Genomic DNA, 16,967 nt, shown 5'->3' with positions numbered 1-16,967 from the left:
CATGATGTGATCGGTGGCACATTTCCGGCTTTAATTGTATGATGAATTTGTTCCATCAAGGATTATCACCATGATCAAATCACTGAATATTCTCTGGCAGTATCTACGCGCGTTCGTGCTGATTTACGCATGCCTGTATGCCGGTATCTTTCTCGCCTCCCTGCTGCCGATCGCCATTCCCGGCAGTATCATCGGGATGCTGATCCTGTTTGTGCTACTGGCGCTGCAAATCCTGCCCGCTAAATGGGTGAACCCCGGCTGCTACGTGCTGATTCGCTATATGGCCCTGCTGTTTGTGCCCATCGGCGTCGGCGTGATGCAGTATTTCGATCTGCTGCGCGCGCAGTTCGGCCCGGTCATCGTCTCCTGCGCCGTCAGCACGCTGATCGTCTTTCTGGTCGTTAGCTGGAGCTCCCATCTGGTGCACGGAGAACGTAAAGTCGTTGGTCAAAAAGGGACAAAACAATGATGCAGTACATCTGGTGGTCCTTACCGTTAACGCTGCTGGTATTTTTCGCCGCCCGCAGGCTGGCCGCGCGCTTTAAAATGCCGCTGCTCAACCCGCTGCTGGTGGCGATGGTGATCATTATTCCTTTCCTGCTGCTGACCGGCATTCCGTACGACCACTATTTCCAGGGCAGCAAAATCCTCAACGATCTGCTGCAGCCCGCCGTGGTGGCGCTGGCCTATCCTTTATATGAGCAGTTGCACCAGATCCGCGCCCGCTGGAAGTCTATTATTACTATCTGCTTCTTTGGCAGCGTGGTCGCAATGGTAACGGGCACCACCGTGGCGCTGCTGATGGGCGCGTCGCCGCAGATAGCGGCGTCCATTTTGCCGAAATCGGTGACCACGCCGATTGCCATGGCCGTCGGCGGCAGCCTCGGCGGGATCCCGGCCATCAGCGCCGTCTGCGTGATTTTCGTCGGTATCCTCGGCGCTGTGTTTGGCCACACCCTGCTGAACCTGATGCGCATCCGGACGAAAGCCGCGCGCGGTCTGGCGATGGGAACCGCGTCGCATGCGCTGGGCACCGCCCGCTGTGCGGAGCTGGACTATCAGGAAGGGGCGTTCAGCTCGCTGGCGCTGGTCATCTGCGGGATCATTACCTCGCTGGTAGCGCCGTTTCTGTTTCCGATCATTCTGGCGGTGGTGGGATAACGCGACACATCACACATTTTTCATATAATTTTCATAAGTTGCATTATCAGTGAGATTTAGATCACACAATGATGTGAGATCGGTCCGTAAACTACGGTTCCTTACACTGCTATGAGGCAATGCCATGCATCCACGTTTTCACGCTGCTTTCACGCAACTCAGTGCGGAACTGCAATCAGCCCTCGCCCCCGTGCTGGCCGATCGTCATTTCCCCGCCATGTTAAGCGTAGGCCTGGTCTCGCAACTGCAAACGGCGACGGGACTGGACGAAGACGCGCTGGCCTTCGCACTGCTCCCCCTGGCGGCGGCCTGCGCCCGTGCCGACCTGTCGCATTTTAACGTCGGCGCCATCGCCCGCGGCGTCAGCGGCACCTGGTATTTCGGCGGTAATATGGAATTTATCGGCGCCACCATGCAGCAGACCGTCCACGCAGAGCAGAGCGCCATCAGCCATGCCTGGCTGCGCGGCGAAGCGTCGCTGAAAGCGATTACCGTCAACTACACCCCCTGCGGCCACTGTCGTCAGTTTATGAATGAACTGAACAGCGGGCTGGCGCTGCGCATTAACCTGCCGGGTCGCGCGCCGCATACACTGCAGGACTATTTGCCGGACGCCTTCGGCCCGAAAGATCTTGAGATCAAAACGCTGCTGATGGACCCGCAGGATCACGGCTATGCGCTGGAAGGTGACGCCCTCACCCAGGCGGCGATCGGCGCGGCAAACAAGTGCCACATGCCGTACAGCCAGTCGCCGTCAGGCGTGGCGCTGGAGTGCCGCGACGGGACTATCTTTACCGGCAGCTACGCTGAAAACGCGGCATTCAACCCGACGTTGCCGCCGCTGCAAGGCGCGCTGAACCTGCTAAGCCTCAACGGTTACGACTATCCGGACATTCAGCGCGCTATTCTGGCGGAACGCGCCGATGCGCCGCTTATCCAGTGGGACGCCACCGCGGCCACGCTGAAAGCGCTGGGTTGCCATAACATCGACCGCACGCTGCTTGCCTGATTTCTCCGGTGGGCCGCACGGCCCGCCTGATGAAAAACCCCGCAATTGGTCCGCTGTTTCTTGCTCTTACCCGGCGGGTAAAGTAGCCTGAATAAATCCTTTCCCATCACCGAGTCAAGTTCATGTTAAAGCGCGTGTTGTACAGCCTGTTAGTCCTTATCGGCCTGCTGCTGTTGACCGTTCTTGGCCTGGACCGCTGGATGAGCTGGAAAACCGCGCCCTATATTTATGACGAACTGCAGGACCTGCCCTACCGCCAGGTTGGCGTGGTGCTGGGTACCGCCAAGTACTACCGCACCGGCGTGATTAACCAGTATTACCGCTACCGCATTCAGGGGGCGCTGAACGCCTACAACAGCGGCAAGGTGAACTATCTGCTGCTGAGCGGCGACAACGCGCTACAGAGCTACAACGAGCCGATGACCATGCGTAAGGATCTGATCGCCGCTGGCGTCGATCCCGCCGATATCGTGCTCGACTACGCGGGCTTTCGCACGCTGGACTCTATCGTTCGCACGCGCAAGGTCTTCGATACCAACGATTTCATTATTATTACCCAGCGCTTTCACTGCGAGCGCGCGCTGTTTATCGCCCTGCACATGGGCATTCAGGCGCAGTGCTACGCGGTGCCTTCGCCGAAAGATATGCTGAGCGTGCGTATTCGCGAGTTCGGCGCCCGTTTCGGCGCGCTGGCGGATCTCTACCTGTTCAAGCGCGAACCCCGCTTCCTCGGGCCGCTGGTGCCAATCCCGGCCCAGCACGAAGTGCCTGACGATGCGCAGGGGTACCCGGCCGTTACGCCGGAGCAACTGCTGGATATCCAGAAAAAGAACAATTAAAAAACCCGCTGTTCTCACAGCGGGTTTGGTCGCTACAGGGAGGATTACTTCTTACGAGCGTACTTCAGGGAATCCAGCGCTACCGCGAAGATAATGATGGCCCCTTTAATAATATACTGCCAGTACGGGTTCACGCCGATATAAGTCAGACCGTAGTTGATAACGGTAAAGATGATAACACCGGTCACCACGCCGATAACCGTACCAACACCGCCGCTAAAGGACACCCCACCCACCACGCAGGCGGCAATCGCATCCAGTTCGTACATAAAGCCGAGGTTGTTGGTCGCTGAGCCGATACGACCGGCTTCCAGCATCCCGCCGAAGGCGTAGAACACACCGGACAGGGCATAAATCATCAGCAGGTTCAGCGCCACGTTAACGCCGGAGACTTTCGCCGCTTCCGGGTTGCCGCCGATAGCGAAGATGTTTTTACCAAAGCGGGTTTTGTTCCACAGGATCCACACGAACACGATGGCGATAAGCGCATAGAAGGTGATGTAGGACAAGCGGAACCCGCCGAGCGCAATAAACCCTTGCGCGAAGGTCGAGAAGTGCGAGTCGAACCCGGAAATCGGCGATGCCCCCACGAAGTCGTAGTACAGGGAGTTAATACCGTACACGATAATCATCGTACCCAGCGTCGTGATAAACGGCGTCACGTTAAGGTAGGCGATGATAATCCCGTTAACCAGACCGATGATGGCGCCGATAGCGCAAACAATCAGGATAACCAGCGGAATCGGCATGGTCGCCATCTCCGGGAATACCTTGTTGGCGTTCTCCACAGATTGCAGCAACGTAGCGGCGATAACCGCCGCCAGGCCGACCTGACGACCGGCGGACAGGTCCGTCCCCTGGGTGACGATAAGCCCGGCAACGCCTAAAGCGATGATGATACGTACTGACGATTGGGTCAGGATGTTACTCAAGTTCAGCAGACTTAAGAACGTGGGGTCCTGGAAAATAATAATGGCCAGCAACACTAAAAGAACAACGTAGATACCGCCTTCTTTCAGATAAGTGAGAAAACTTTTTTTATTTAACGCACTCATTTGGAGCCCCTGATCTTAAAGGTGCAAAGACGCAAGACGTAAAATTTCGTTCTGCGTTGTGGTTTTCGTTTCAACAATTCCAGCGACAAGGCCATTGCTCATTACCAGAATACGGTCAGTGATCCCAAGCAGCTCCGGCATCTCGGAGGAAATAATAATGATCCCTTTTCCTTTCTTCGCCAGTTCGGCGATGAGCTGGTAAATTTCAAACTTAGCGCCAACGTCAATACCGCGCGTCGGTTCATCGAGCATCAGAATTTCCGGTTGGGTCAGCAGCCAGCGGCCAATGATCACTTTTTGTTGGTTACCGCCGGAAAGCGAACCAATTTGCGTGCGGTGGCCAGGCGTTTTTACCCGCATGGAGTCAATCACCCACTGGGTATCGCTCTTCATGCGGGAGTTATCGAGTAACCCGGTTTTGCCCTTGTAGTTGCGGATATTAGAAATCAACGAGTTGAAACTGATATCAAGGTAAGCGTAAATACCAGTCGAACGACGCTCTTCGGTCACCAGCGCAAAGCCGTGGTTAATCGCTTCGTTGGCGTTATGGTTATTAATTTTTTTACCGTGCAGCGTAATGGTGCCATCCGATTTTTCACGGATGCCAAACAGGGTTTCGACGATATCGGTACGCTTCGCCCCCACCAGACCGGCAATCCCCAGAATTTCGCCTTTATGCAGGTCAAAGGAGATATCGCGAATGGAAGGCTGGCGCAGCGACGTCAGGTTGCGCACTTCGAGAATCACTTCCCCGGGCGTATTTTGCTTATCCGGGAAGCGCTGGTTAAGCGAACGTCCTACCATCATGGCGATGATTTTATCCATATCCAGGCCTTCCAGCGGCTGGGTGGCAATCCACTGGCCGTCGCGCAGGATGGTAATTTCATCGCACAACTGGAAGATCTCTTCCATTTTGTGGGAGATATAGACGATGCCGCAGCCGCGATCTTTCAGCTTACGGATAATTTTAAACAGATGGTTGACCTCTTTTTCCGTTAAAGACGAGGTCGGTTCATCCATAATAACGATTTTGGCGTTATAGGAGAACGCTTTAGCTATTTCAATCATCTGCATTTGCGAGACGGAAAGCGTACCAACGCGCGCGCGCGGGTCGATATCGATATCCAACTCGTCAAAAATCGCTTTGGTGTCGCGGTACATCCTTTCCTGATCGACAAACATCCCTTTGGTGGGATAACGTCCCAGCCACATGTTGTCCATCACCGACCGCTGTAATACCAGGTTAAGTTCCTGGTGCACCATGGAAATCCCATTTTCTAATGCTTCTTTCGCAGAATGAAAATCGATCTCTTTTCCCTGAAAAATAATACTACCGGAATCTTTTTGATAGATTCCAAACAGGCATTTTAATAACGTTGATTTACCGGCGCCGTTCTCCCCCATTAAGGCGTGAATGGAGTGAGGACGCACCTTTAAATTAACATTATCGAGCGCTTTTACGCCGGGAAATGATTTGTTGATGTTACTCATTTCCAACAAGAATTCACCGGACGATTCTGTTTTATTGCTGACCATAGTTAACCCTGGCTGCGCGAGTGTTGCCCGTGCTGAACATCCAGCACGGGATTAAGTCATTATTGCAGTACAGCGGGCGCCAAAAGGCGCCCTGAATATTATTTACCGATGAACTGCGCCAGGTTGTCTTTATCAACGCCAACGTAAGGAATACGGACAACTTTGTTGTCAATTTTCCATTCAGTTCCTGCGGCTGGCTCTTTACCCGCCGCCAGGTTTTTCGCCAGATCGAAGGTCGCTTTCGCCTGGTTGTTCGCATCGTTCAGCACGGTACCGGCCATCGCGCCAGATTTCACCAGCGCCAGCGCTTCCGGCAGGGCGTCAACGCCGAACACAGGAATGCTGGACTTGTTGTGCGCTTTCAGCGCTTCTACAGCACCCATTGCCATTGCGTCGTTGTTGGCGATAACCACTTCGATTTTGTTCGCGTTCGGGCCGGAGAGCCAGGCATCCATTTTGTCTTTAGCCTGCGCGGTATCCCACATTGCGGTATCCATTTGCAGCTGCTGAGTCTTGATGCCTTTGTTGTTCAGCTCTTTGATAACGTAGGTAGTACGCGCTTCCGCATCTGGATGGCCGGGTTCGCCTTTCAGCAGAACGTACTGGATTTCGCCGTCTTTGTTCAGATCCCAGCTCTTGTTCGCTTCCCAGTGCTTGGCGATCAGGTCGCCCTGGATAATACCGGATTCTTTGGAGTCGGTGCCCACGTAGAACGCTTTGTCATAGCTGTCCAGCGCTTTACGGGAAGGCTCTTTGTTGAAGAACACCACCGGCACGTTCTGCGCGCGGGCTTTTTCAATCACAGTGCCCGCAGCAGCCGGGTCAACCAGGTTGATAGCCAGTGCTTTCACGCCCTTCGCCAGCAGCACGTCAATCTGATCGTTTTGCTTGGACTGGTCGTTCTGGGAGTCGTTCATCAGCAGCTGTACGTCCGGCGACGTTTTTGCGTCTTTCTCAATTGCCTTACGCACGACAGACATAAAGTTGTCGTCATATTTGTAGATTGTCACACCGATACGCGTGTCAGCAGCATGTGCAGTGGCACCGAAAAACATGCTGGCCATCAGAGCAGACAGGGTTAACACCTTCTTATTCATGGTATCTCCGGTTTTATTATGCAGGGTAGTTTATCGGCGGGCGAAACGTTAAAGGGTTGTTACTGACCGCCGAAGTAAATTTATAAAAATACGTTCTTCCGTGTTCGGTAACGCTCCCGAAGTGCGTTTAAATGATTGCTCAGCGCGCTGTGGCTATACAAAAAGTGATTATTCACCGTTACATAGCGTTTCAGCCTTACAAACGCTGCCATCATAGCCAGCGCAATGTTAAGATACTGTGAATTTACTCACAGATTGAAAGCGGTTACATTCCGCTGCATCGTTAGTTAGTGATCGGCCCCACAGATTGCCGCTGGGCGACCGAATGGCGGCGCACCAGCGTCGGCATAAAGCAGTGACTGGCGCTGGCATCCAGCTTACCCGCCGCGCCCATCAGCGCCAGCTCCGTCGCCAGCTTCGCCATGGAAACGATGGGATAGCGCACGGTCGTCAGCTGCGGATCGGTGTAACGGGCAATCGGAATATCGTCAAAACCAATCAGCGACAAATGCTGCGGCACCGCAATCCCGTTATCCTTCAGCGTTGTCAGCGCCCCGGCCGCCATATTGTCATTGTAGGCAAAGACTGCCGTTAACCCCAGGTTGCGCCCGAGCAACTCCACCATCGCCGCTTCGCCGCCCTGTAAATCCGGCGTGCCGGTGCCAACCCAGCTGTCAGGCGCGATAATACCCTGCTCGCTCAGGGCCCGTTTCCACCCTTCACGGCGCATAACGTCATCTTCAATGCGGTGGCTGGACGAGAGGTAGCCGATGCGTTGATGCCCCTGGTTGAGCAGCATTCGGGTTGCCATCATCGCGCCGCTGACGTTATCAAGCCCAACGCAGCGATGGGCGTATCCCGGAATAATACGGTTAATCAGCACCATGCCGGGAATATGTGCCATAAAGGCGGAAAGTTCGGCGTCGCTCAGCGCTTTTGAGTGAACAATCAAGGCATTGCAGCGTTGCCGTATCAGTACTTCGATGGCATTACGCTCTTTCTCCGCCTCGTGGTAGCTGTTGCCGATAAGCACATTTTTCTGAAACTGCTGGGCAACGGTATCCACCGCCTTCACCAGCGCGCCGAAAAAGGCATCGGAGACGTCCATCACCACCACGCCGATGGTATCGCTAACCTGCGTCGCCAGCGCCTGCGCATTGGCGTTTGGTCGGTAACCCAACGCGGATACAGCTTTCATTACCGTATCGCGGGTTTCAGGGCTTACCAGCGGGCTGTCGTTCAGCACCCTGGAGACGGTTGCGACGGAAACGCCCGCCTGGCGAGCCACGTCACGAATGGTGATCATAGCCACCAACCTGTTGATAATTGCAGTAACTCACAGTCACCCCCTGTGTTTAGCAAGGAAGCTATTCTGGCAGCGAGTCGGTATGCACTACGTGAAGAAGCTCACAAGGATGGAAACGGTTACATCCGTTTTGTTAATGATTGTGATCCAGATCGTTATCTGGATGTTCTGGAAAGTGATTTCCCCGAAGCATGTGCGGTTAATTGCCGCCATACCCACTCCACGGGGCCCTGTCGCCAGTAGCGCAGCCAGATAACCGAAAAGAGCACGTTGACCAGCCACACGGCCGGAACGAAAGCTAACAACGAGAAACGGTCGAATTTCATGAATAAATCAAACCGATAGAACAGCGTTGTGCAAATTAACGTTTGCAGCAAATAGTTCGACAACGCCATCCGCCCCACGCAGGCGATAGCCCCGACAAGACGCAAGCCGCAGATTTGCGGCCAGAAACCGTACGCCAGCGCGGCATAGCCGATAGTCTGAAACGGTGCGGAAAGCTCACGCGGCGCCTGTAGCAGAAACGCGCACCAGCGATAATCCCAGCCGAGCCGCCATTGGGCGATAACCGCCGGCAGGTTTATCAACATGCCGACCACCACCAGCAGCGCTCCCGTTTGCCGGTAATGGCGCAGGCTGAACTGCCCTTTCAACCAGCCGCTGCGCATCAGCGCCGCCCCCATCAGCATCATCCCGGCCAATTGCCAGCCGTACTGGGCGCCGAGCGCCAGCAGGTTATCGGAGAGCATATCCGCGCGGTTGCTGATGGCCTCCGCGCCGCCGGTAAATTTCCAGAACTGTTCATACTGCAGGTTCGCGGCATCCGGCACCCACGATCGGTTCGTCGCCGTCCCGGAAATCATGCCTAACAGCAGCAATACGCCAACCCCCATCAGGTACAGCAGCGCGCCGGTGTTGAACAAGGATTTGACGTTTTGCGCATCGCGCACCATCCGCCAGCACACCAGCCCCACCAGCGCGTAGGCCAGCAGGATGTCGCCATCCCAGAGGAACAGCGCATGGCAAAAACCGAGAATTGCCAGCAGCGAAATACGCGACTGGATCCAGCGCTTACCGCGCGCCAGCAGCATCTGCAGCCCGGCGCCAAACAGCAGCGCGAACAACGTGAGGAATTTCACCTGCGCAAACAGGTCGAGAATGGCCCAGGTCCAGGCATCGCGGCGGGTGATTTCGCCGTACCAGGCCGGGTTGAGGTAGGCCGCCTTCGGCAAACCGAAGGCGGTGATATTGAGCAGCAGGATCCCAAGGATAGCCACGCCGCGAACGAAATCGAGCGTGACGTTTCTCTCCATGTTTCCCCTGCTCTGCACGAAATTAGTTGTGATGACGTACAGCGCGCAGGAACTCCTGGCGGGTGTTCTGACTCGATTTAAACAGACCGCCCAGCGAAGTGGTGGTGGTTGCGCTGGTCGCATCGCGAATACCGCGCGCTTTCACGCAGTAATGCACCGCATCGATGGAGACCGCCACGTTGTTGGTGCCAAGCAGCGTCTGCAATGCCACCAGAACCTGCTGGGTGAGGCGCTCCTGCACCTGCGGACGCTGGGCGAAGAACTGGACGATACGGTTGATTTTCGACAGACCGATAACGGACTCTTTCGGAATATAGGCCACCGTCGCTTGACCATCGATAGTCACAAAATGGTGCTCGCAGGTGCTGGTGAGGGTGATATCACGCACCGTGACCATTTCATCCACCTTCATCTTGTTTTCGATGACGGTAATTTTGGGGAAATTGGCGTAGTCGAGACCAGAGAAAATCTCATCAACGTACATTTTTGCGATGCGATGAGGCGTCTCCATCAGGCTGTCGTCGCTGAGATCAAGATTCAGCAGTTGCATGATTTCGGTCATATGACCCGCAATCAGCCGTTTGCGCGTTTCGTTATCCGACTCAATGGCGGAAGGGCGCAGCGGCGTTTCCAGGCCACGAGCAACCAGGGCCTCATGAACGAGAGCGGCTTCTTTACTCAGTGATGACATATTATTTTCTCCTGCAGGTGTGGCGACCTCTGCTCTTCAGGGAGCAAAGTGTCTACTCATTGTGCGTGAGGCGGCGCACAGAATCCAGTATTCGCATCGATAATTATTGTAATTGCTGCTGCCTTTCAACGGCAGGTCGCCAGACCAGCGCACCGCCTGCCAGCAGGGCCAGCGCCGCGATCCCCAGTGCAGGCTCCAGACGCTGGGTCAACCCTGTCGACAGCGCCGAGGTCATTGGCCCCACCAGTTGCCCGATGGCATAACCGGTGGTCAACAGCCCCGCCATATAGCGGGTATGTCGCGGCGCCAGCTCGCGACCATAAAGTAAAGAGAGCTGTACCGCACAGAGAAAACCGCCGCCGACCAACAGCGCGCCCGTCACCAGCCCGCTCATTCCCGGCATCAGCCAGGCCGCCAGCACGCCAGCCGCCTGTAGCCACAGCACAATAGCCAGTCGTTGGTAGCTGTGTCCGACATGGCGCAGCGCGATACTGAGCGCAATCCCGACAACCGCCGCCGCACCGAATATCGGCCAGGCGAACTGGGCAAACGCGCTGCCGGGAAAACGCGCCGTCGCCATTTGTGATAAAAATGTCGCGGGCAGAATATAACCATAGCCCGCCAGGCTGTAACTCCAGACCAGCCGTTTCAGGTTGCTGGTCAGATGCAGCGGCTCCGGCTTAACGTCGGGGCGGTGCAAGTCTCCCGGGCGCGGCAGCCAGCGGGAGATAAACGCAATCAGCAACAGCGCCAGCAGGCCATAAAGCAGCCATCCGGAGGAGGCGCTCAGGGCATGGGAATGGATATACACCGCCAGAAGACCGCTCACGGCGATACCCGCGCCGGGACCCGCGAAAACGGCGGCGCTTAAGCCAGGCTTTCCGGCATGGGCAAGTTGTTCATTGGTCCAGGCCGCCGTCAGCACCATCCCCCATCCGCTCATGCAGCCGAGAGCCAGGCGCAGCAAGCCGTGCAGCCAGGCATTATCCACCACGGCGGAAAGCAGAGTCAGCGCCACAGCGCCGAAGAGCCCGACATACAGCCGCCCTTCCACCCTACGATGGGCGCGCATCGCATCCCAGGCGCCGAGCAGATAGCCAAGATAGTTCATCGCGGCGACCAGACCTGCGGTAGTCAGCGTCACCTGGCCCTCGGCGATCATCAGCGGCACCTGGGGGGTGAATGCAAACCGGCCAATCCCCATGACCACCACCAGCATAGTGAACCCGCAGAGCGCAATGCGCAGCGCCATGACAACCCCTGATCGTTAACATAAAGTTATATTTATGATGCAACATGTAAACAGAATGCGGAAGTGAAAGTTACTCACCGCTCATGAATTATCTGTATGATGAACCAACGCATTTTCATTCATCGAACCGGGGGCCTTGCATGGAACTGCTCGAAGAGCACCGCTGTTTTGGAGGCTGGCAGCAACGCTGGCAGCACGACTCCACCACCCTGAACTGCGCCATGACGTTCAGCATTTTTTTACCGCCGCCGCGCGATGATAACCCACCGCCGGTGCTGTACTGGCTGTCCGGGCTGACCTGTACTGACGAAAATTTTGCCACCAAGGCGGGCGCGCAGCGCGTCGCCGCAGAGCTGGGCATTGTCCTGGTGATGCCGGATACCAGCCCACGCGGCGATGCGGTGGCCGACGATCCGGCTTACGATCTCGGCAAAGGCGCAGGTTTTTACCTCAACGCGACCGAAGCCCCCTGGGCCGCGCATTACCGGATGTATGACTATCTTCGCGACGAACTGCCGCAGGTGGTGAACAACAATTTTACCGTCGCGGCGCGCTGCGCCATTTCGGGACATTCAATGGGCGGCCACGGCGCGCTGTTGCTGGCCCTGAAAAATCCGGGTCGCTATGCCAGCGTTTCCGCCTTTGCGCCGATAGTAAATCCGGCGCAGGTTCCGTGGGGACAGAAAGCGTTTCGCGCGTATCTCGGTGATGACCCGGCCCGCTGGCTGGAATGGGATAGCTGCGCATTGATGCGCGCAAGCCTGCCTGAGCACGCCATCGCGATGCTTATCGACCAAGGGGATAACGACAGGTTTCTGGCCGAACAGCTACAACCCGCGGTACTCGCCGAAGCGGCGCGCCAGGTCCAGTGGCCGTTGACGCTGCGCATCCAGCCAGACTTCGACCACAGTTACTGGTTCATCGCGAGCTTTATTGAGGATCATCTCCGCTTCCATGCGGAGCATTTGCGGGCGTAGGTCGCTCCCCCTCTCGTTGCGCGAGAGGGGATACCCTCAGAAGCGATAGTCCAGCGCCATAAAGTAACGGCGCCCGTCTTCGGTGTAGCTGTAGTCGTCACGGTTGAGATCTTTATCGGTAAAGTTCAATACGCCCCCCCTCACCTTCACGTTTTTAGTCACCTGCCACGCAGCGCCGCTGTTCCAGATAACATAGCCGCCCGGCGTCGGGCCGCCGTCCACTTTCGCCCGCTGCTCGCCGGTATAGTTGGCCTGTACGTAGAATGACCAGTCCTCGGCCGCCTGCCAGTCCACAGTGCCGTTTGCCGTGTGGAACGGCAGCTCGGACAGCGGTTTGTTGCCACCGTTGCTCAGGTCCCGGCCATCGTTATAGGTGTAGTTCAGCGTGACCTTCCAGTCTTCGGCAACCGGAACTTTCAGCTCGGTTTCCACGCCGCGAATACGCGCTTTATTCACGTTGTAGTAGCGGAAAATCGGCTCGCCGTCGGCGTTGAGCCCCACGTAGTTCGGGTAGTTCTTCGCATCCTTCACCTTCGCCGTACGGCTGATGCTGATACGGTCATCCACGTTGTTCTGGAAGGTCGTGATGCTACCCTGCACGCCATCTAACCAGCCCTCTTCCCCGGCGTAGTACAACCCCAGCTCATAGTTCTCGCTGGTTTCCGGTTTCAGGTTCGGATTACCAACGATTTCACAGGCGCCTCGGCAAGAGCCGGTGGTCCAGTCCGGGCTTAATTCCAGCAGCGATGGCGCTTTAAACGCATTCGCCCAGCCGCCTTTCACCGTCAGCGTGTCGGTGGCGTTATAGACGAGGTAAGCCCGCGGGCTCCAGTGGTCGCCGTAGGTTTCGTGGTCATCCATACGCACGCCGGTGGTCAGCGCCAGCAGTTCGAAAATACGCCATTCATCCTCAACGAACAGCGCATACTGGCTGGCGGAAGTCTTACCGCTGCCCTGAAGATTTACCGGATCTTTAAGCGTGTCGTGACGCCATTCGCCGCCGAACGTCAGCAACTGGTTAATCATCCCCAGCGGCAGAACATATTTACCGTCGACGGAGTTGCTTTCGGAGGTGATCGTACCGGCCTGCGACGGGTTTTTGTTATCCACTTTTTCGCCGTAAAACTTAAGCTCGCTGTTGCCGACATCCCAGCGGCCATTGTGCGACACAGAGTAGTTCTGCCGCTCAAGGCGATTTTGATCCAGTGAATCGGAATCCCTGTCCTGACGGTCAAAACCATAACCTGCGGTAATATCGTGGTTTTCATTCGGCATCCAGGCGAATTCGACGTTGGCGTCCCGGCTGGTGAAGCCTTCAATGCGCGGCGTTTCGCCGGAGGCGGTGGTGCTGGACTTTTGCTGATCGTCTTTGTCACGTTTCGAGAGGTTGCCGTAGGCCTTCACGCCGAGCAGGCCGTCAATCAGCGGGCCGCTGGTGAAGAACTGGCCGTTCCAGGTGTCGCCGCGATCGCGGTGCTCCTGCACGGTGGCATCCGCCGTCATCGAACTGTGCCACTGCTGACCCATCTTTTTGGTGATGATATTGACCACCCCGCCCAGGGCGTCGGAACCGTACAGCGAGGACATCGGCCCACGCACCACTTCGATGCGTTCAATGGCGTCAACCGGGATCCAGTTCAGATCGAAATCGTTATGACGGAACACCGCATTGCGGGAGTTCACGCGCTTGCCGTCCACCAGAATCAGGGTATAGCTGCTGTCGAGGCCGCGCAGGCTGACGCCTTTACGGTTATCGCCTTCATTAGTGAGCTGTACGCCGGGAACATCCCGCAGCACATCTTTCAAATTCTGCACCGGACGACGCTGTAAATCCTGTTGCGTAATGACGCTAATGCTCGCAGGCGCATCCTTCACACTCTGTTCCGTCGCGGCGGCGGTGACCACCATCGTATCGCTGTCAGCTGCCGCAACAACCGGTAGCGCCAGCGATATTACGGATACGCACAATCCGCCCCGAACCAAAGGGTTTAACCTGAACATTCCATATCTCCATGAGGTAAAAACAAACAAAGAAAGAAAAAACTCACATGCTTATCCGCCCGCCTTTTGCGGCAGACGTGGCTGTTTTAGGTTTGTGCAGATGTGGCTGGTCGGTCATCCTTGCTCGTTGCATTCCTCGAACAAGATGCGGAGAGTGGCTTCATCCTGAAATTGGCAAAAATGATAAAGATAATGATAACAATTATCAATTTAATTATTATAAAATATGTCTGATTTACATTTCAGACATAACAAAAAAACCCTCTCGATGGAGGGTTTTGCGGGAAAGTCGGTCTGGATTACTGCTTAAAGCGTTCCGGGAAATGCATCTCGCTATAGCGAACGAAACGGGTCCCTTTCACCAGCTTGTAGCCAAACCAGATAACCAGGAACAGCGGGATACCAATATAAGTCGCCGCGACGCCGCCCCAGTCGATGGTGTCCTTGAGGAACGCTTCGTAGTTCTGGCCGAGGGTGATAATCAGGCACAGCACGAAGGCGAAAATCGGCCCCAGCGGGAAGAACCCGGAACGATACGGCAGATTGTTCAGGTCGTGTCCCTGCATCACGTAGCCGCGACGGAAACGGTAATGGCTAATCGCGATGCCCAGCCAGGCGATAAAGCCCGTCATCCCGGAGGTGTTCAACAGCCACAGGTAAACGGTCTGGTTGCCAAACATCGAGGTCAGGAAGCACAGCATCGCAATCACCGTCGTGGCATACAGCGCGTTACGCGGTACGCCGCCGCGGGACAGTTTAGCGAAAATGCGCGGCGCTTTGCCGTCGCAGGCCAGGGTGTAGAGCATACGGGTAGAGGCGTACATCCCGGAGTTACCCGCCGACAGCACCGCCGTCAGGATAACCGCGTTCATCACCGCCGCCGCAGAGAGCAGACCGGCATTCTCGAACACCAGCGTGAACGGGCTGACGGAGATATCTTTGACATCGTTACGCAGCAGGCTCGGATCGGTATACGGAATGATCAGGCTGATAATCAGAATTGCGAACACATAGAACAGCAGGATTCGCCAGAACACCTGGCGCACCGCGCGCGGAATGTTCTTTTCCGGATCTTCGGATTCGCCGGCGGCGATACCAATCAGCTCGGTGCCCTGGAAGGAGAAACCGACGATCATCGCCACGCCTATCATTGCCGCAAAGCCCCCGGCAAACGGCGCATCGCCTGTCGTCCAGTTACTCCAGCCCACCGGCTGCGACCCCTTAAAGATGCCGAGAATCATCATTACGCCGACGATGATGAAAATAATGACCGTGGCGACTTTAATCAGCGAGAACCAGTATTCCGCTTCGCCAAACCCTTTAACGGAGATGTAGTTCAGCAGGAAGATAAGGCCAAGGAACAGCGCACTCCAGATCCAGCCCGGAGCATCAGGGAACCACCAGCTCATCACCAGCTGCGCGGCGACGAGGTCAACGGCGATAGTCACCGCCCAGTTGTACCAGTAATTCCAGCCCAGTGCGAAACCGAAACCTTCTTCAACGTAATTCTGGCCATAGGTCGCAAAAGAACCGGATACCGGCATAAATGCCGCCAGTTCGCCAAGGCTGGTCATCAGGAAGTACACCATCAGACCGATCAGAATATAAGAAAACAGCGCGCCGCCCGGACCCGCCTGTGAAATCGTTGCCCCTGAGGCAACAAATAATCCTGTACCGATAGAACCGCCAATGGCGATCATCGTCAGGTGACGCGCCTTAAGTTCACGACGTAGCGTGGGCGCTTCTGTGGTTTTAATTTCGGAAACCATGGGAAAATACTGTCCATCCAAAAAATGAGGCGCGATTGTAGCAGACGATAACCCGTCCTTCCGGCAGAAATACGCTGTTATAAGAGAGCTTCATGATTAAGCGCAAATTATAAGTAAACACCTTACAGGTAAGGTTAGCTTTGTCGCTTAAATGTTGCAGTAACGTAAAAAACGCTGCATGGAATTCGACACATGCTTTTGTCGATGGCGGATACACCACATCATACGCGTCAGGCCAGGCAGCGGGACCTGTATCTCGACCAGCGCCCCGCTGTCGAGCTGTTCAGCAATCACTCGCCGCGACAAGCAACTGATCCCGAGGCCATGACGCACCGCATGCTTGATGGCCTCTGAATTACCCAGCTCCATGCCCAAATGAAACTCCGGAAGGTGGGAAAGCAACAGGTAATCAACGATTTCCCGCGTGCCGGAACCGCGCTCGCGCAGGATCCAGGGTGCCGCCGCCAGCGTTGCCAGCGTCACCTCCCCTTCCAGCAACGACGAGCCTGGCGCGGCAAACACCACCAGCTCATCCTCAAGCCAGGGCTCCGCCACAATTTCCGCCGCATGACACGGTCCTTCGATCAGACCGATATCAACCCGGAAATCCGCCACTGCATTGATAACGTCCTGGCTATTGCCAACGCTCAGCTCAAGCGGCAACGTCGGGAAGTCGCGGCGGTAACGGGCGATAACCTCCGGCAGGATATAGTTGCCGATGGTACTGCTGGCATAGACCCGCAGCGCGCCGTTGTCTTCGCGAAACAACTGCTCGATTTCATTGCCCTGCTCCAGCATCGCCAGCGCGCGCGGATACAACAGCCGCCCATGCTCGTTGACCACCAGACGTTTGCCGACGCGGTCGAAAAGCTGAACGCCGAGCTGACCTTCAAGATCGGTCAGCGCGGCGCTGACCGCCGACTGCGACAGCGCCAGCATCTGCGAGGCCTGCGTCGTTGAA

The 16,967-nt window shown here is 56.0% G+C and carries 15 protein-coding genes; 5 read left to right on the top strand and 10 right to left on the bottom strand.

Annotated elements, in window-relative coordinates:
• Positions 1-70 precede the first annotated feature (70 nt).
• The 4 genes from JO226_RS16035 (at position 71) to sanA (ending at position 3,009) form a co-directional block, all read left to right on the top strand.
• Positions 71-469, top strand: coding sequence for a CidA/LrgA family protein (locus JO226_RS16035; RefSeq protein ID WP_293602537.1), 399 nt, complete (start codon positions 71-73; stop codon positions 467-469).
• Complete coding sequence (locus tag JO226_RS16030) at positions 466-1,161, top strand: CidB/LrgB family autolysis modulator (protein WP_293602536.1); 696 nt, start codon at positions 466-468, stop codon at positions 1,159-1,161. Before JO226_RS16035 ends, JO226_RS16030 begins: the two co-directional genes overlap by 4 nt.
• 124 nt (positions 1,162-1,285) lie before the next feature.
• Positions 1,286-2,170 carry a cytidine deaminase gene (gene cdd, locus JO226_RS16025; RefSeq protein ID WP_293602535.1) on the top strand — a complete coding sequence of 295 codons (885 nt, stop codon included), beginning with the start codon at positions 1,286-1,288 and terminating at the stop codon, positions 2,168-2,170.
• A gap of 122 nt (positions 2,171-2,292) precedes the next feature.
• Positions 2,293-3,009, top strand: a complete 717-nt coding sequence (gene sanA / locus JO226_RS16020) for an outer membrane permeability protein SanA (protein WP_293602534.1) — start codon at positions 2,293-2,295, stop codon at positions 3,007-3,009.
• A 44-nt stretch (positions 3,010-3,053) separates the two neighbouring features.
• Here the strand turns inward: sanA and mglC are convergent, their stop codons facing one another.
• From mglC to JO226_RS15985, 7 genes are all read right to left on the bottom strand, one after another.
• Complete coding sequence (gene mglC / locus JO226_RS16015) at positions 3,054-4,064, bottom strand: galactose/methyl galactoside ABC transporter permease MglC (protein ID WP_293602533.1); 1,011 nt, start codon at positions 4,062-4,064, stop codon at positions 3,054-3,056.
• A 15-nt stretch (positions 4,065-4,079) separates the two neighbouring features.
• The gene (gene mglA, locus JO226_RS16010) at positions 4,080-5,600 is read right to left on the bottom strand and encodes a galactose/methyl galactoside ABC transporter ATP-binding protein MglA (protein ID WP_293602532.1); all 1,521 of its coding nucleotides are present in this window, start codon (positions 5,598-5,600) and stop codon (positions 4,080-4,082) included.
• A 98-nt stretch (positions 5,601-5,698) separates the two neighbouring features.
• Positions 5,699-6,697: a galactose/glucose ABC transporter substrate-binding protein MglB gene (gene mglB, locus JO226_RS16005; RefSeq protein WP_293602531.1), complete on the bottom strand. Its 999-nt coding sequence runs from the start codon at positions 6,695-6,697 to the stop codon at positions 5,699-5,701.
• 283 nt (positions 6,698-6,980) lie between these two features.
• On the bottom strand, positions 6,981-8,003 hold the full coding sequence (galS, locus tag JO226_RS16000) for an HTH-type transcriptional regulator GalS (protein ID WP_293602530.1): 1,023 nt from the start codon (positions 8,001-8,003) through the stop codon (positions 6,981-6,983).
• Between the two features lie 155 nt (positions 8,004-8,158).
• Positions 8,159-9,316, bottom strand: coding sequence for a DUF418 domain-containing protein YeiB (gene yeiB / locus JO226_RS15995; protein ID WP_293602529.1), 1,158 nt, complete (start codon positions 9,314-9,316; stop codon positions 8,159-8,161).
• Positions 9,317-9,338: 22 nt separating this feature from the next.
• Positions 9,339-10,007: a GTP cyclohydrolase I FolE gene (folE, locus tag JO226_RS15990; RefSeq protein ID WP_293602528.1), complete on the bottom strand. Its 669-nt coding sequence runs from the start codon at positions 10,005-10,007 to the stop codon at positions 9,339-9,341.
• Positions 10,008-10,110: 103 nt separating this feature from the next.
• Entirely contained in the window at positions 10,111-11,259 is a 1,149-nt protein-coding gene (locus tag JO226_RS15985; protein WP_293602527.1) for a YbfB/YjiJ family MFS transporter, read from the bottom strand.
• A gap of 140 nt (positions 11,260-11,399) precedes the next feature.
• Here JO226_RS15985 and fghA point away from each other — a divergent pair, with 140 nt between their 5' ends.
• Entirely contained in the window at positions 11,400-12,236 is an 837-nt protein-coding gene (gene fghA / locus JO226_RS15980) for an S-formylglutathione hydrolase (RefSeq protein ID WP_293602526.1), read from the top strand.
• Between the two features lie 36 nt (positions 12,237-12,272).
• Here fghA and cirA read toward each other — a convergent pair whose 3' ends face one another.
• The 3 genes from cirA to yieE all read right to left on the bottom strand — a co-directional run.
• Positions 12,273-14,237, bottom strand: a complete 1,965-nt coding sequence (gene cirA / locus JO226_RS15975) for a catecholate siderophore receptor CirA (protein ID WP_293602525.1) — start codon at positions 14,235-14,237, stop codon at positions 12,273-12,275.
• 299 nt (positions 14,238-14,536) lie between these two features.
• Positions 14,537-16,006, bottom strand: a complete 1,470-nt coding sequence (locus JO226_RS15970) for an amino acid permease (protein ID WP_293602524.1) — start codon at positions 16,004-16,006, stop codon at positions 14,537-14,539.
• Between the two features lie 147 nt (positions 16,007-16,153).
• The coding region (yieE, locus tag JO226_RS15965; protein WP_293602523.1) for a DNA-binding transcriptional regulator YeiE at positions 16,154-16,967 on the bottom strand (814 nt) is incomplete at its 5' end.

It is taken from the genome of Pluralibacter sp., assembly GCF_019237635.1.
Taxonomy (GTDB): domain Bacteria; phylum Pseudomonadota; class Gammaproteobacteria; order Enterobacterales; family Enterobacteriaceae; genus Enterobacter_B.
This window is presented reverse-complemented; position numbering and strand designations above follow the sequence as displayed.

What these genes read in the sequence shown, in the direction of transcription:
- JO226_RS16035 (WP_293602537.1), top strand. Translation starts at nt 71, where the DNA reads ATGATCAAATCACTGAATATTCTCTGGCAGTATCTACGCGCGTTCGTG.
- JO226_RS16030 (WP_293602536.1), top strand. Translation starts at nt 466, where the DNA reads ATGATGCAGTACATCTGGTGGTCCTTACCGTTAACGCTGCTGGTATTT.
- cdd (WP_293602535.1), top strand. Translation starts at nt 1,286, where the DNA reads ATGCATCCACGTTTTCACGCTGCTTTCACGCAACTCAGTGCGGAACTG.
- sanA (WP_293602534.1), top strand. Translation starts at nt 2,293, where the DNA reads ATGTTAAAGCGCGTGTTGTACAGCCTGTTAGTCCTTATCGGCCTGCTG.
- mglC (WP_293602533.1), bottom strand. Translation starts at nt 4,064, where the DNA reads ATGAGTGCGTTAAATAAAAAAAGTTTTCTCACTTATCTGAAAGAAGGC.
- mglA (WP_293602532.1), bottom strand. Translation starts at nt 5,600, where the DNA reads ATGGTCAGCAATAAAACAGAATCGTCCGGTGAATTCTTGTTGGAAATG.
- mglB (WP_293602531.1), bottom strand. Translation starts at nt 6,697, where the DNA reads ATGAATAAGAAGGTGTTAACCCTGTCTGCTCTGATGGCCAGCATGTTT.
- galS (WP_293602530.1), bottom strand. Translation starts at nt 8,003, where the DNA reads ATGATCACCATTCGTGACGTGGCTCGCCAGGCGGGCGTTTCCGTCGCA.
- yeiB (WP_293602529.1), bottom strand. Translation starts at nt 9,316, where the DNA reads ATGGAGAGAAACGTCACGCTCGATTTCGTTCGCGGCGTGGCTATCCTT.
- folE (WP_293602528.1), bottom strand. Translation starts at nt 10,007, where the DNA reads ATGTCATCACTGAGTAAAGAAGCCGCTCTCGTTCATGAGGCCCTGGTT.
- JO226_RS15985 (WP_293602527.1), bottom strand. Translation starts at nt 11,259, where the DNA reads ATGGCGCTGCGCATTGCGCTCTGCGGGTTCACTATGCTGGTGGTGGTC.
- fghA (WP_293602526.1), top strand. Translation starts at nt 11,400, where the DNA reads ATGGAACTGCTCGAAGAGCACCGCTGTTTTGGAGGCTGGCAGCAACGC.
- cirA (WP_293602525.1), bottom strand. Translation starts at nt 14,237, where the DNA reads ATGTTCAGGTTAAACCCTTTGGTTCGGGGCGGATTGTGCGTATCCGTA.
- JO226_RS15970 (WP_293602524.1), bottom strand. Translation starts at nt 16,006, where the DNA reads ATGGTTTCCGAAATTAAAACCACAGAAGCGCCCACGCTACGTCGTGAA.